14 protein-coding genes are annotated in these 14,664 nt (G+C 65.6%); 2 read left to right on the top strand and 12 right to left on the bottom strand.

Features of this window, described 5'->3' with window-relative positions:
• Positions 1-4 precede the first annotated feature (4 nt).
• The 12 genes from fabZ to rpsB form a co-directional block, all read right to left on the bottom strand.
• Positions 5-454 (bottom strand): 3-hydroxyacyl-ACP dehydratase FabZ, encoded by a 450-nt coding sequence (gene fabZ, locus ACSFA8_RS13620; protein ID WP_286543655.1) that lies wholly within the window; start codon positions 452-454, stop codon positions 5-7.
• Positions 451-1,437, bottom strand: coding sequence for a UDP-3-O-(3-hydroxymyristoyl)glucosamine N-acyltransferase (gene lpxD / locus ACSFA8_RS13615; RefSeq protein WP_435480043.1), 987 nt, complete (start codon positions 1,435-1,437; stop codon positions 451-453). The genes fabZ and lpxD overlap by 4 nt, the downstream gene beginning before the upstream one ends.
• A gap of 13 nt (positions 1,438-1,450) precedes the next feature.
• Complete coding sequence (locus tag ACSFA8_RS13610; RefSeq protein ID WP_435480042.1) at positions 1,451-1,987, bottom strand: OmpH/Skp family outer membrane protein; 537 nt, start codon at positions 1,985-1,987, stop codon at positions 1,451-1,453.
• Entirely contained in the window at positions 1,987-4,443 is a 2,457-nt protein-coding gene (gene bamA / locus ACSFA8_RS13605; RefSeq protein WP_435480041.1) for an outer membrane protein assembly factor BamA, read from the bottom strand. Before bamA ends, ACSFA8_RS13610 begins: the two co-directional genes overlap by 1 nt.
• A 38-nt stretch (positions 4,444-4,481) precedes the next feature.
• The gene (rseP, locus tag ACSFA8_RS13600; RefSeq protein ID WP_435480040.1) at positions 4,482-5,855 is read right to left on the bottom strand and encodes an RIP metalloprotease RseP; all 1,374 of its coding nucleotides are present in this window, start codon (positions 5,853-5,855) and stop codon (positions 4,482-4,484) included.
• 30 nt (positions 5,856-5,885) lie between these two features.
• Positions 5,886-7,076 carry a 1-deoxy-D-xylulose-5-phosphate reductoisomerase gene (gene ispC, locus ACSFA8_RS13595; protein WP_435480039.1) on the bottom strand — a complete coding sequence of 397 codons (1,191 nt, stop codon included), beginning with the start codon at positions 7,074-7,076 and terminating at the stop codon, positions 5,886-5,888.
• A complete protein-coding gene (locus ACSFA8_RS13590; protein WP_435480038.1) occupies positions 7,073-7,918 on the bottom strand; it encodes a phosphatidate cytidylyltransferase in 846 nt (281 codons plus the stop codon). The genes ispC and ACSFA8_RS13590 overlap by 4 nt, the downstream gene beginning before the upstream one ends.
• Positions 7,919-7,924: 6 nt before the next feature.
• Positions 7,925-8,659: a polyprenyl diphosphate synthase gene (uppS, locus tag ACSFA8_RS13585; RefSeq protein ID WP_435480037.1), complete on the bottom strand. Its 735-nt coding sequence runs from the start codon at positions 8,657-8,659 to the stop codon at positions 7,925-7,927.
• Positions 8,660-8,669: 10 nt separating this feature from the next.
• On the bottom strand, positions 8,670-9,230 hold the full coding sequence (gene frr, locus ACSFA8_RS13580; protein ID WP_435480036.1) for a ribosome recycling factor: 561 nt from the start codon (positions 9,228-9,230) through the stop codon (positions 8,670-8,672).
• A gap of 13 nt (positions 9,231-9,243) precedes the next feature.
• Positions 9,244-9,966 carry a UMP kinase gene (gene pyrH, locus ACSFA8_RS13575; RefSeq protein WP_435480035.1) on the bottom strand — a complete coding sequence of 241 codons (723 nt, stop codon included), beginning with the start codon at positions 9,964-9,966 and terminating at the stop codon, positions 9,244-9,246.
• Positions 9,967-10,043: 77 nt separating this feature from the next.
• The gene (gene tsf, locus ACSFA8_RS13570) at positions 10,044-10,976 is read right to left on the bottom strand and encodes a translation elongation factor Ts (protein WP_435480034.1); all 933 of its coding nucleotides are present in this window, start codon (positions 10,974-10,976) and stop codon (positions 10,044-10,046) included.
• Positions 10,977-11,058: 82 nt separating this feature from the next.
• Positions 11,059-11,814 carry a 30S ribosomal protein S2 gene (rpsB, locus tag ACSFA8_RS13565; protein WP_286543485.1) on the bottom strand — a complete coding sequence of 252 codons (756 nt, stop codon included), beginning with the start codon at positions 11,812-11,814 and terminating at the stop codon, positions 11,059-11,061.
• 170 nt (positions 11,815-11,984) lie between these two features.
• Here rpsB and ACSFA8_RS13560 point away from each other — a divergent pair, with 170 nt between their 5' ends.
• Together ACSFA8_RS13560 and ACSFA8_RS13555 are read left to right on the top strand one after the other, a co-directional pair.
• Positions 11,985-13,310: an amidase gene (locus tag ACSFA8_RS13560; protein ID WP_435480218.1), complete on the top strand. Its 1,326-nt coding sequence runs from the start codon at positions 11,985-11,987 to the stop codon at positions 13,308-13,310.
• Positions 13,311-13,403: 93 nt separating this feature from the next.
• On the top strand, positions 13,404-14,663 hold the full coding sequence (locus tag ACSFA8_RS13555) for a D-amino acid dehydrogenase (protein ID WP_435480033.1): 1,260 nt from the start codon (positions 13,404-13,406) through the stop codon (positions 14,661-14,663).
• Position 14,664 lies beyond the last annotated feature (1 nt).

Raw genomic sequence — 14,664 nt, 5'->3', positions numbered from 1 at the left:
AGGATCAGTTGATCTGGCGCATTGCGCACATCAGCGTGGCCTCGCACGCCAGTTCGCTGCCCACCAGAGCGCGGCCCCGGAACTTGGAAATGCCAGCCTTCATGCGGTCGATTTCGACCTCGAGCGTGAGCTGGTCGCCCGGCTCGACCGGACGCTTGAAGCGGGCCCCGTCGATCGCGGCGAAGTAGTAGACGGTGTTGTCGTCGGGCACGATGTCGAGCGAATGAAACGACAGCAGCGCAGCGGCCTGGGCCATCGCCTCGAGCATCAGCACGCCGGGCATCACCGGGCGGTGCGGAAAATGGCCATTGAAGAACGGCTCGTTCATCGTGACATTTTTCAGCGCGGTGATGCGCTTGCCCTTCTCCATCGACAGTACGCGATCCACCAGCAGGAACGGGTAGCGGTGCGGCAGCAGTTTGAGGATCTGGTGGATATCGAGCGTCGTCGTCATGAATTCTTGTCCTGCATCGTCGTTTTTTCGAGGGCCTTGAGCCGCTCGCGCAGACCATGCAGCTGCTTGAGGGTGGCGGCGTTCTTCTCCCACGCGGCATTGTCGTCGATGGGAAACATGCCGGTGTAGTGGCCGGGTTTGTGGATCGAGCGCGTGACCACGCTGGCGGCAGAGATGTGCACGCCGTCGGCCAGCGTCAGGTGGCCCAGCACGATGGCACCGCCGCCGACGGTGCAGTGCGCACCGATCACTGCACTGCCCGCCACGCCGACGCAGCCGGCCATGGCGGTGTGCTTGCCGATGCGTACGTTGTGGCCAATCTGGATCAGGTTGTCGAGCTTGACGCCGTCCTCGAGCACGGTGTCTTCGAGCGCGCCACGGTCGATGCAGGTGTTGGCACCGATCTCGACGTCGTCCCCGATGCGCACCGCACCAAGCTGCTCGATCTTGACCCAGGCACCTTCGTGCGGCGCCAGCCCGAAGCCGTCGGCTCCGACCACCACGCCCGGATGCAGCAGGCAGCGCGCGCCGATGGCACAGTCTTCGCTGACCGTGACGCGCGACTTGAGCACCGTTCCGGCACCGATGCGTGCGCCACGTTCGACCACGCACAGCGCGCCGATGCGCGCCGTCGGATCGACCTGGGCCTCCGGATCGATCACCGCGCTGGGATGGATGCGCACGCCGTCCGGCCGGGCATGCTCGCGCTTCCAGAGCTGAGTCAGTCGCGCGAAGTAAAGGTACGGGTCGGCGGCGACGATGAAAGCACCGCGCGCGGCGGCCTGCTCGCGCAGCGCCGGTGACACGATCACGCAACCCGCGCGGGACGCCGCCAGTTCCTTGAGGTATTTGGGATGACTCAGAAAGCTCAGGCCATCAGGGCCGGCATCCTGCAGCGGCACAAGCCGCGCAATGCTCAGCCCGGGATCACCCTGAAGTTCGCCTCCAAGGGCTTCGACAATCGCTCCGAGCCGCAGCGCCACACCGGTCGCGGCCTTACTTGGCGTTGCCTGCGGACGTCGACGCGTTGAGCGCCTTGATCACCTTGTCGGTGATGTCGTGCTTGGGATTGATGTAGATCGCTTCCTGCAGGATCGCGTCGTATTTCTCGGCCTCGGCAACCTGCTTGACCACGCGGTTGGCGCGCTCGTAGACGGCCTGCAATTCTTCGTTCTTGCGCGCGTTCAGGTCTTCCTGGAACTCGCGGCGCTTGCGCTGGAATTCGCGATCCTGGTCGACCAGTTGGCGCTGGCGCGTCGCACGCTGGGTTTCCGACAGCGTCGGCGCTTCGCGTTCGAACTTGTCGGAGGCAGCCTTGAGCGCCTCGCCCTGGCCCTGCAGATCCTTTTCACGCTTGGCGAACTCGGCTTCGAGCTTGGCCTGCGCGGCCTTCGCGGTCTGGGCCTCGCGCAACACGCGATCCGGATTCACGAAGCCGACGCGAAATGTCTCTTGCTGCGCCTGGGCGGGCGCGGCGCACAGCGCGAATACGGGGATCAGGAACGCGCCTGCGGCACGAAACAGGAAAGTCATCAGAAAGAGGTTCCGATCTGGAATTGGATGCGCTGAATTCTATCCCCGGCTACCAATGGCAGGTACGGGTTGTTGGGATCCAGGACTTCCTTTTGCTGCTTGATCGGCACCGCATAGGCGAGCCGCAGCGGGCCGAGCGGCGAGATCCAGCTGATGCCGATACCAACGGACGCACGGATCTTTTTCTGTGCCTTCCATTGCGCGTCGGAGGTGTAGGGGGAGCGGTCGCCGAACACATTGCCGGCGTCGAAGAAGCCGTAGAGACGCAGCGTGCGGTCGTTGCCGGCGCCCGGGAACGGCGTGCTGAGCTCGGCGTTGAAGATTGCCTTCTTGTTGCCGCCGATGGCTGCGCCCTGCGTCTGGCCCAGGAGCGGCACGTCCTTCGGCCCCAACGAGTTCTGCTCGAATCCCCGGATCGAGCCGAGACCACCAGCATAGAAGTTCTTGAAGATTGGGTAGACATTGCTGCCGTAAGCCCGGCCGTAGCCGACTTCGCCGTTGATGGCAAAGGTGTACTGCTTGGTGATCGGGAAGAACTGCTGGTACTGGTAGCTGGTCTTGACGTACTTCATGTCGCCGCCAACGCCCACTTCGAGGTTGGCGCGCTGCAGCCGGCCCCTGGTCGGCACCAATGCGCTGTCGCGGTCGTCGCGCGACCAGCCCACGGTAAGCGGAATGCCCCACACGCTGTCCTTGCTGCACGAAACAATGCTGTCGCTGCCTGTAGTGCAGCCGAAATAGTCACGGTACGACTGCGGCGTGGGCGACTGGAAGAGCACGAAGCCGGACAGCGGATTCAGCACGTAACTGCCGCGACCCGGATCGAAGCGGTAGCGCTCGAGGCCGGCTCCGAAGAAAATCGTGTCGACCTCGCTGAATGGCACGCCGAAGCGAATGCTGCCGCCTTCGTTGACCAGCTTGTAGTCGCCGTCCGTCGTGTAGTACGGGCGGGTCGTCGTGTGGTACAGGCTGATCGTGCGCGAGATACCGTCCTTGGTGAAATAAGGATCGGTGGTCGTGAGCGAAATCGTGCGCGCGTACTTGCTGGTATTGACCTGCAGGCCCAGGTAGTTGCCGGAACCGAAGACGTTCTCCTGCGAAATGCCGAACGACAGCGACACCTTCTCGGAGCTCGAGAAGCCGGCGCCGAGCTGCAACGTTCCGGTGGGTTTCTCGGTCACGTTGATGGCCAGGTCGACCTGGTCGGGCGTGCCGGAGATTTCCTGCGTGTCGACAGTGATTTCCGTGAAGAACCCCAGCCGGTCGACCCGGTCGCGCGACAGCTTGATCTTGTCGCCGTCGTACCAGGAGGCCTCGTACTGGCGGAACTCGCGGCGGATCACTTCGTCGCGCGTGCGGTTGTTGCCGCCCACGATCACGCGGCGCACGTACACGCGCCGCGACGGCTCGGCCACCAGGTTCATGGCCACCGTGTTGTTGCCGCGGTCGACCTCGGGCTTGGCCTGTACCTTCGCGAACGCATAGCCGAAGGTGCCGAAGTAGTCCGTGAAGGCCTTGGTGGTCTCGGTTACCTGCTCGCCGTTGTAGGGCTCGCCCGGCTTGATGGTCACCAGCGACTTGAACTCGTCGTCGCGCCCGAGGTAGTTGCCCTCCAGCTTGACGCCCGAGACGGTGAACTTCTGGCCTTCGGTGATGTTGACGGTGACCGACAGATCCTGGCGGTCGGGCGAGATCGCGACCTGGGTCGAATCGACCCGGAATTCCAGGTAGCCGCGCGTGATGTAGTAGGAGCGCAGCGTCTCCAGGTCGGCATTGAGCTTGGCGCGCGAGTACTGGTTGGACTTGGTGTACCAGGCCAGCCAGCCGCCCGCGTCCTGGTCGAACAGGCCCAGCAGCGTGGATTCGCTGAAGGCCTGGTTGCCCACGATCTTGACTTCGCGGATGCGCGCGGAGTCGCCCTCGGTCACCGAGAAGGTGAGGTTGACGCGGTTGCGCTCGGACGGGGTGACGGTGGTAACGATCTGGGCGTTGTAGAGGCTGCGGCTGATGTACTGGCGCTTGAGCTCCTGCTCGGCGCGGTCGGCCAGCGCCTTGTCGTAGGGGCGGCCTTCGGCCAGGCCCACTTCGCGCAGCGCCTTTTGCAGGGCGGCCTTGTCGAATTCCTTGGTGCCGGCGAAGTCGACCTCGGCAATGGTGGGGCGCTCCTCCACGATCACCACCAGCACGTTGCCGCTGACGTCGATGCGCACGTCCTTGAACAGGCCCAGGTCGAACAGCGCACGGATGGCGGCCGAGCCGCGCTCGTCGTTGTAGGTGTCGCCCACGCGAAACGGCAGCGAGGCGAAGATGGTGCCGGGCTCCACCCGTTGCAGGCCTTCGACGCGAATGTCGCGCACCGTGAAGGGCTCTACGGCCCACGCAGCCGTGGCGGCCAAGGCGCTCGCTACCAGAGCGACCACGCTACGCATACGGAAGCGACTGTTTGTTTTGTTCATCTGTGAATTGAGCCGGCGCGCAAAGGGCCGGCAGATAGTTAACCAAAGAGCCGCGTGACGTCGTTGAAGAGTGCGATCGACATCATGACAAGCAGCAATGCGACCCCTCCGCGCTGAAACCGTTCCATCCATGCGTCGGAGACGCTTTTGCCGGTCAGGCCCTCCCAAAGATAATACATCAGGTGCCCCCCATCGAGGACGGGCAGCGGCATCAGGTTCAGCACGCCAAGGCTGACGCTGATCAGGGCCAGAAACACCAGGTATTGCGTGAAGCCCATGCTGGCCGACTTGCCGGCGTAATCGGCGATCGTGAGTGGGCCGCTGAGGTTTTTCAGCGAAGCCTCGCCGATCACCATCTTGCCCATCATGCGCACGGTCAGTGCCGACACTTCCCAGGTTCGCACGACACCACGCCAGACCCCATCCACCGGGCCCTGACGCACGGTCACCATGTCGGGCGGGGCGCCGACGTAAGCGCCGATACGCCCGACCTTGAGCTGGCCTTCTTCGCGTACCTCGGGCGTGACCTCGATCGTGAGACTGCGACCGAGGCGCTCGATCAGCCACGGCTGGGTGCGCGCCTTGTCGCCGTCGACCGACGCACGGATTACCTCACGCAACTGCTGCCCGTCGACGATGGCAGCGCCACCGACCGAACGCACCAGGTCGCCGCGCTGGAGGCCGGCTTTTTCGCCGGCACCGCCCGCCACCAATTCGCCGATCTCGGGTCGCGTCAGCGGCGCGACAACACCGATCTTTCGAAACAGCTGGGCATCGGCGTCCTTGGCCTCGATGCGGCTCAATGGCAGCACCAGCACCCGGGAAGGCCGGCCGCCCTCGCCCGCAATTTCGAGCTGCAGATCGTGGCCGTCGAGCGCGGCACGGGTCATGCGCCAGCGCAGGTCCTCGAACGACTGAACGGGTTCCAGCGCATCACCCGTGTAGGCGGCCGCATCGATTTGCTCGCCGCCACGCAAGCCGGCCTGCTCGGCCAGCGAAGCCGCAACCGGCCGCGCGAGCCTGGCGACCGGCTCCTGCACACCAATCCAGTTGACCAGTGTGTAAAGCACCACCGCCAGCAGCAGGTTGGCGATCGGACCGGCGGCCACGATGGCCGCGCGCGCGCCCAGGCGCTGGGTGTTGAAGGCACGGTGCCGCTCTTCAGGCGCGACCGGCGCCTCGCGCTCGTCCAGCATCTTGACGTAGCCGCCGAAAGGGAAGGCGCCAATCACGAACTCGGTGTCCTGCCCCGGGCGCGGACGCTTTGGCCGCCAGGTCAACAAGGGTTTGCCGAATCCGACCGAGAACCGCAGCACCTTGACGCCGCACGCTACCGCCACGCGGTAGTGGCCGTATTCGTGCACCGCGATCAGCAACCCGAGTGCAACGATGAAGGCAACGATAGTGAGCATCCGGGTTCCCCTGTAATGCGACCAAGCGGCTCAGGCGGCCAGCCGAAGTGCCGCCGCATTGGCTGCCGCACGCGCGTCGGCGTCGAGCGCCAGCAGGTCGGCCAGCGATGTGGGCTTGGAGGGCGTGATCGCTGCCAAAGTTTCAAGGTTGACCGCATGAATGCGGTCGAAGCGAAGGCGGCGCGCCAGAAATGCCTCGACGGCGATCTCGTTGGCCGCGTTCAGAACGGCCGTGGTGCCGGGCGCAGCACGCAGCGCAGCCCAGGCCAGCGCGAGGCCGGGAAAGCGCGCGTCATCGGGCGGCTCGAAGCTCAGCGCCCCCATGTTGCGGAAGTCGAGTCGCGGTGCGCCGCTTTCGACGCGCTCGGGCCAGGCCAGGCCGACCGCGATGGGGACGCGCATGTCGGGCGTGCCGAGCTGCGCCATGACCGATCCGTCGCGAAACTCGACCATCGAGTGCACCACGCTCTGCGGATGAATCACCACCTCGATCTGCTCCGGCGTTACGCCGAACAGATGCCGCGCCTCGATCACCTCGAGCGCCTTGTTCATCATCGTGGCCGAATCGACGGAGATCTTGCGGCCCATCACCCAGTTCGGATGGGCGCAGGCCTGTTCGGGCGTGACGGCACCGAGCGTGCCGGGGGCGCGCGAACGGAACGGCCCGCCCGATGCGGTCAGGATGATCTTGTCCACGCACAGCGGCCAGCTCGCCGGGTTTTCGGGCAACGACTGGAAGATCGCCGAATGCTCGCTGTCGATCGGCAGCAATGTCGCACCGCCCTCACGCACGGTGCGCATGAACAGTTCGCCGCCGACCACCAGCGCTTCCTTGTTGGCCAGCAGCAGACGCTTGCCGCTTCGCGCCGCTGCAAGGCACGGACCCAGACCCGCGGCGCCGACGATCGCCGCCATCACCGTGTCGACGTCCTCATGCGACGCAATCGCCTCCAATGCATCGTGCGCAATCAGAACCGTCGTGGCGAGGCTGTTCTGCTTGAGCTTTTCAGCCAGTTGAGCGGCATGGGGGGCGCTTGCCATGACGGCATAGCGCGGCTTGAAGCGCGCGCACTGGGCGAGCAATTCGTCCACCTTGGTCGCAGCCGAGAGCGCAAAGATTTCGAACCGCTCCGGGTGCCGGGCGATCACGTCCAGCGTGCTGACGCCGACCGAGCCGGTCGAGCCGAGCACGGTGATGCGTTGCCTGCGTGCTTCGTTCACAACGACACCAGCATCATCGCCAGCGGCAGCGCGGGCAGCAACGCGTCGATCCGGTCCAGCACGCCGCCGTGACCGGGCAACAGGTTGCTGCTGTCCTTGGCGCCGGCACTGCGCTTGATCAACGATTCGACCAGGTCACCGACCACGCTCATCGCGGCCAGGAAGATCACTCCGAGCACCAGCAGCCACCAGCCGCGTGCGGCGAGCCGGCTGTAGAGACTGGGCACCGAAGCCTGCAGCGCTGCGTCGGCCCAGGCCCAGGCCAAGGCCAGCACCACGACACCCGCCATGCCGCCCCACACCCCTTCCCAGCTTTTGCCGGGACTGATTGCGGGCGCAAGCTTGCTCCGGGTGAACTTGAGGCCGAAGGCTCGCCCCGCGAAATACGCGAATATGTCGGCCACCCATACCAGCAACAGGATCGAGAGCAGGAAGTTGATGCCGACCATGCGCGCCTGCACGGCTGCCAACCAGGCCACCCAGAGCGCCAGCAGGCCACCGACCAGGCGCAGCGCCTTCGGAATGCGTGGCCATCCGGGCACCGCGACCCGCAGCAGTGCAGCGCCGCCGAGCACCCAGACGACACCGGCGAGCGCCCAGGCCAGGGTCAGCTGCATACCGAGCAGGCCGAGCCACCAGGACAGCGCGCACAGCAGCACCATCTCTGCGCCGAAAAACAGCGACATGCGCGAGCCGTACCCGTTGAGACGACCCCATTCCCACGCGGCGGCGCCGATCAGCACCAGCATCACGACCGCGAACGGCACGTAGCCGGGATAGAACAGCGCCGGCAACAAGATCGCCAGCAAGGCCAGCGCGGTGATGATGCGTTGCTTGAGCATCCGGAATCAGGCGAGCTGGCGCGGTTGCTGCGCACTCGAAGAAAGCTGCGCAGAAGTCTGGCCGAAACGGCGCTCACGTCGCCGGAACGCGGCAATCGCTTCGTCGAGCGCGGCTTCATCGAACTCCGGCCACAGCTTGTCGCTGAAGAACAGTTCGGCATAGGCGCTCTGCCAGAGCAGGAAATTGGACAGACGCTGCTCGCCGCCGGTGCGTATGAACAGGTCGGGATCGGGCACGTGGGCGAGTGCCATCGCACGGTCGAGGCTGGCTTCCGTCAGTGCTTCGCCGCGCGCGGCAAGCTGCGCTGCGGCACGGGCGATGTCCCAGCGGCCACCGTAGTTGAAGCAGACGTTGAACACGAGCCGCGTGTTGTGCGCGGTGGCCGCCTCAGCCTGCACCAGGCCCGCGGTCATCTTCTCGGACAGCCCGCCTCGCTCGCCGATGAAGTGCAGGCGCACGCCGTCGTCGCGCAGACGCGGAACCTCGCGGCCCAGCGCACCGACCATCAGATCCATCAGGCCCGAGACCTCTTCGACCGGGCGGTTCCAGTTCTCCGACGAGAAGGCGAATACCGTGAGCACACCCACGCCCCGGTCGGCACAGGCCTTGACGCAACGGCGCAGTGCTTCCACCCCCTGCTTGTGACCCGCCACGCGCGGCAAGAAGCGCCTTGTCGCCCAGCGGCCATTGCCGTCCATCACGATGGCAATGTGATGAGGGACGGCGGGTGAAGCGGTCATGCGCAGCAGATCAGACGGCCATGATCTCGGCCTCTTTGGCCGTGACCATCTTGTCGATGTCCGCGATGTGTCGGTCGGTGACCTTCTGGATCTCGGCTTCGGCGCGCTTCTGGTCGTCTTCCGACGCGAGCTTGTCCTTGACCAGCTTCTTGACCGCTTCGTTCGCATCGCGGCGCAGGTTGCGCGTGGCGATCTTGGCGGCTTCGCCTTCGTTGCGAACCAGCTTGGTCATTTCCTTGCGGCGCTCTTCGCTCATTGGCGGCATCGGCACGCGAATCAGGTCGCCCATCGACGCGGGATTCAGGCCGAGGTCACTCTCGCGAATGGCCTTCTCGATCTTGGCGCCCATGCCCTTTTCCCAGGGCTGGATGCTGATCGTGCGGGCGTCGAGCAGGGCCACGTTGGCGACCTGGCTCAGCGGCACCTGCGAGCCGTAGTAGTCGACATGCACCGAATCGAGGATCGCGGGATTGGCGCGACCCGTGCGGATCTTGGTCAGGTTGTTCTGGAAGGCTGCGAGCGACTGGGTCATCTTGGTGTCGGTCGCGGTGCGGATGTCTGCAATGGTCATCTGTCAATTCTCCTCAGGCGTGCACCAGCGTGCCTTCGTCCTCGCCCATCACGACTCGCTTGAGCGCACCGTTCTTGAAGATCGAGAACACCTTGATCGGCAGCTTCTGGTCGCGGCACAGCGCGAAGGCGGTGGCGTCCATGATGCCGAGATTCTGCGCAATCGCTTCGTCGAAAGTCAGCGAGGAATAGCGTGTGGCGGTCGGGTCTTTCTTGGGGTCGGCGCTGTAGACGCCGTCGACCTTGGTTGCCTTGAGCACGAGTTCGGCACCGATCTCGGCGCCACGCAGCGCGGCCGCCGTGTCGGTCGTGAAAAACGGGTTGCCGGTTCCGGCTGCGAAGATCACGACCTTGCCCTCTTCGAGGTATTGAAGCGCCTTGGGCCGCACATAGGGCTCGACCACCTGCTCGATTGCGATGGCCGACATCACGCGTGCAATGAGGCCCTGCTTGTTCATGGCATCGGCCAGCGCCAGCGAATTCATCACCGTGGCCAGCATGCCCATGTAGTCGGCGGTCGCGCGATCCATGCCCACCGAACCGCCAGCCACTCCGCGAAAGATGTTGCCGCCGCCAATCACGACGGCCAGCTCCACGCCCATGTTCACCACTTCCGCCACCTCCTCCACCATCCGCACGATGGTCGCGCGATTGATGCCGAAGGCGTCGTCGCCCATCAGCGCCTCACCCGACAGCTTCAACAAGATGCGCTTGTGGGCTGGGCGGGCGTTGGGCATGAAAGACTTCCTTTTGTTGTTGGCGGGGGCGAGTGTACGGGGTGAAAGCGACGACGCCGCGATGGCGGCGTCGTTCTTCAGGCGGGCGACTTTTCGCCCTTGGCGGCAGCCACCTGCGCTGCGACCTCGGCAGCGAAGTCGTCGACCTTCTTCTCGATGCCTTCGCCCACGATGAACATCGTGAAGCTCTTGATCGAGGTGTCGGCGGCCTTGAGCATCTGCTCGACGGTCTGCTTGTCGTTCTTCACGAACGGCTGGTTGTGCAGCGAGACTTCCTTCAGGAACTTCTGCACGCCGCCCTCGACGCGCTTGGCGACGATTTCGGGCGGCTGCACCGGCTTGCCGGCGGCTTCGGCGACCTTGCGGTCTTCGTCGGCTTTGCCCGCGGCCACGGCGCGTTCTTTCTCGATCAGCTCGGCCGGCACGTCGGCCGTCGACAGCGCGACCGGCTTCATCGCGGCGATGTGCATGGCCACGTCCTTGGCAGCGGTGTCGTCGCCCTCGAACTCCACCAGGACGCCGATGCGGGTGCCGTGCAGGTACGACGCCAGCTTGGCGCCGGAGTTGAAGTGCTTGAAGCGGCGAAAGCTCATGTTCTCGCCGATCTTGCCGATCAAGCCCTTGCGCACGTCTTCGAGCGTGGGGCCGAAGCCGTCCTGCGTGTACGCGATGGCGCCCAGCGCGGCCAGGTCGGCCGGGTTGTTTTTCGCGACCAGTTCGGCTGCGGCCTTGGCCATGGCCAGGAAGCTGTCGTTCTTGGTGACGAAGTCGGTTTCGCAGTTGATTTCGATCATGCCGCCGGCGGCACCGTCGACGTACGCGGTGACCACGCCTTCAGCCGTCACGCGGGCCGAAGCCTTGCCGGCCTTGTTGCCGAGCTTGATGCGCAGCAGCTCTTCGGCTTTTTCCATGTTGCCGTCGGCCTCGGTCAAGGCCTTCTTGCACTCCATCATGGGCGCGTCAGTCTTCGCGCGCAGTTCGCCGACCATGCTTGCGGTGATTGCAGCCATTTGATTTCTCCGGTTTTCTCAGTATTCAGGTTAAAAAAAAGGGGCAACGAAGCCCCTTCTTCAGGCGCGCGGGCGCGTCAACTCAGGCGGAAGCGCCTTCTTCGACTTCGACGAACTCGTCGCTGTTGCCTTCGGCAATGGCCTTGACCACGTCACCGGTGGCGCTGTTGCGGCCTTCGATGATCGCGTCGGCGATGCCGCGGGCGTACAGCGTGACGGCCTTCGACGAGTCGTCGTTGCCCGGAATCACGTAGTCGATGCCTTCCGGCGAGTGGTTCGAGTCGACCACGCCGATCAGCGGGATGCCGAGCTTCTTGGCTTCGGCCACGGCGATCTTGTGGAAGCCCACGTCGATCACGAAGATGGCGTCGGGCAGCGCGGTCATGTCCTGGATGCCGCCGATGTCCTTTTCGAGCTTTTCGATTTCGCGCGAGAAGGTCAGTTGCTCCTTCTTGCTGAGCGCATCGAGGCCGCCTTCTTGCTGGGCCTTCATGTCCTTCAGACGCTTGATCGAGGTCTTGACGGTCTTGAAGTTGGTCAGCATGCCGCCGAGCCAGCGGGTGTCGACGAACGGCACGCCGGCGCGGCGCGCTTCGGCAGCGACGATTTCACGGGCCTGGCGCTTGGTGCCGACCATCAGGATCGTGCCGCGGTTGGCCGTGAGTTGCTTGGCGTACTTCATCGCATCCTGGAACATCGGAAGCGATTTTTCCAGGTTGATGATGTGGATCTTGTTGCGATGGCCGAAGATGAACGGGGCCATCTTGGGGTTCCAGAAGCGGGTTTGGTGACCGAAATGGACACCGGCTTCCAGCATTTCGCGCATGGTGGTCGACATAGGAATAACTCCAAAGGTTAGGTCTTAAAGCCAGCCCGTTTTTGCGGCCACCCAACGGAATCCGGGCGACGCGCAACACCTTGAATGGACTGGTTTGCGGATGCGTTTCACTGGGAAAGGCGCCGGATGGCGACGTGTCAGCGAAACCCAAGGAGTATAGCATGCAGGCCATGCAAGACCTCCACGCCACCCGACTCGCGCTTCGTGCGGGCCAGACCTCCGCGCGCACCGAGATGGCGCATTCCGTAGCCGCAGCCCGATCGCCCGCCTGCGCCCATGTCTTCACTCGCCCGCTGTTCGATGCGGCCGCCGCCGAGGCCGAGCGCGCCGGATCCGGACTGCCGCTGGCCGGGCTCGCCTTTTCCGCCAAGGATCTGTTCGACATCGAAGGCCAGCCGACCCCGGCCGGCTCGCAGGTTCTGAGCCATGCGCCGGCCGCCCGCGCCGACGCTGTGGCGGTGGCCCGACTGCGCGAAGCCGGCGGCGCACTGATCGGCCGGACCAACATGAGCGAGTTTGCCTTTTCGGGCGTCGGCGTGAACCCGCACCACGGCACGCCGGCCAATGCGGCCGATGCGACCACGCCGCGAATCCCCGGCGGCTCGTCGTCGGGCGCGGCCGTTTCGGTTGCCACGGGTGCGGCCTTCATCGGCCTGGGCTCCGACACCGGCGGCTCGATCCGCATTCCGGCTGCGCTCAACGGCATCGTCGGCTTCAAGAGCACCGCACGGCTGGTGCCGGCCGATGGCGCGCTGCCGCTGTCGACCACGCTCGACACCGTCTGCGCCATGACACGTTCGGTGCGCGACGCGGTGACTGCGCACGAAATCCTCGCGGCGCGCCGGGTCGGCGTCACCGATGCGCCGCTGGCGAGCTACCGGCTGGCGGTGGTCACCAATACCTTCTTCGATGGCATCGAGGCACCGGTCGACACGGCCTTTCACAACGCCTTGCGCCAGTTGCGTACGGCCGGCGCCCGGATCGAGGAAATCACCCTGCCCCCGCTGGCCGATCTGGCCTCGATCAACGCGACCGGCGGCTTCTCGGCCGCCGAGGCCTACGCCTGGCACCGGTTGCTGCTGGAGCGCAGCGGCGCCGGCTACGACCCGCGCGTGGCGCAGCGCATCCTCAAGGGTGCCACCATGAAGGCGCACGAATACATCGACCTGGTGCAGGCGCGGCGCGGCTGGATCGCGCGCATGGAGGCGGCGCTCGCACCGTTCGATGCGGTGCTGTCGCCCACCGTGCCGATCACCGCGCCGCCGATCGCCGGCGTGGCACCGGGCGCCGAGCGCGACGACGAGTTCTTCCGCGTCAACGGCCTGTTGCTGCGCAACCCCTCGGTCGTCAACATGCTCGATGGCTGCGCGATATCGCTGCCCTGCCCGGTCGGCGGTGGCCTGCCCGTCGGCATGATGCTCTGGCATGCCGCACTGCACGACGACGTGGTGCTTTCGCTGGCGCTGCAGGTCGAACAAGCGCTCCAGAACGCATAGTGCCCTGCGCCCGCCTGCCGGGCGGCGCAGGCGTGGTCTATCCTCGACCCATGGCGCACGAAACTGCGCGCCTCTTCTGACTTTCCGAATCCAATGAAAATCGCGATCGTGGGCGCCGGCATCGTCGGCGTCACCACTGCCTGGGAGCTGGCCTGCGACGGCCATGAAGTCGTGGTGTTCGAGCGCCGCGGCGCCGCAGCCGAAGAATCGAGTTTTGCCAACGCCGGCGTCGTCGCACCGGGCTACGTCACCCCGTGGGCCGCACCAGGCATGCGGGCCAAGGTACTGCGTTCGCTGCTGTCGACGCACGGCGCCATCAAGGTGCGCTGGCCACTCAGTGGCCGCGACATCGGCTTCATGGCCCGCTGGCAGCGCGCCTGCAAGCTCGAAACCTATCTCGCCAACCGCGCCCGCATGCAGCGCCTTGCGTTCTACAGCCGCACTCGCCTGCACGAAATCACCGAGACGCGCGAACTCAGCTACGAACGCAGCGACGGCTACATGGTGCTGTTGCGCTCCAAACGCGAACTCAAGCTGGTGCAGCCCGGCCTCGACGTGCTGCGCGCGGCCGGCACCCCCTTTCACGAGCTCGACCCCGACGAGGCGCGCAAGATCGAACCCGCGCTGAGCACCGACACCGAACTCGGCGGTGCGATCCACCTGCCCGACGACGAGGTCGGCAACTGCCGCCAGTTCGCGCTGCTGCTCAAGCGCGAGGCCGAGGCGCTCGGCGCGCAGTTTCACTTCAATTGCGACATCGCGCCGCTAAGCCGCTCAGCACCGCGCTCGATCTCGCTGGCGGCCGGTTCGGAGCCCCACACCTTCGACGCGGTGGTGGTGTGCGCCGGTGTCGACTCGGCTCGCATCCTGAACCCGCTGGGCCTGCGCATTCCGCTGGCCCCGGTGTACGGCCACTCGATCAGCGCCAACATTCGCGAGCCGCTCAACGCACCCCGCAGCGCCGTGATGGACGAGCGCTACAAGGTCGCTATCTCGCGCCTCGGCCTGCGCGTGCGCGTGGCCGGCGGCGCGGAGCTCGGCGGCTCGCCCGACGCGATCAACCCGGCCGCGCTGCAGACGCTCTACAAAGTGCTGCACGACTGGTTCCCCGGTGCAGCGACGCTGCAGGCCGGCGTGCAGCAATGGAAAGGCGCGCGGCCGATGCTGCCCGACGGCCCACCGATCATCGGCCGCAGCGGCGTTCCCGGCGTCTGGCTCAACCTGGGCCACGGCTCGAGCGGCTGGGCACTCTCATGCGGCAGCGCACGCGTATTGGCCGACCTGCTCGGCGGACGCGACCCGGGCGTCGATCTCGAAGGCCTGGGCGTGGAGCGCCTGCTCGGCGACGGCTGAA

Origin of the sequence: Variovorax nitratireducens, from assembly GCF_051216545.1 — a bacterium.
In the GTDB taxonomy this organism is placed as follows: domain Bacteria; phylum Pseudomonadota; class Gammaproteobacteria; order Burkholderiales; family Burkholderiaceae_C; genus Variovorax.
Note: the sequence above shows the minus strand (reverse complement) of the source record. Positions and strands in the feature narration are given on the sequence as shown.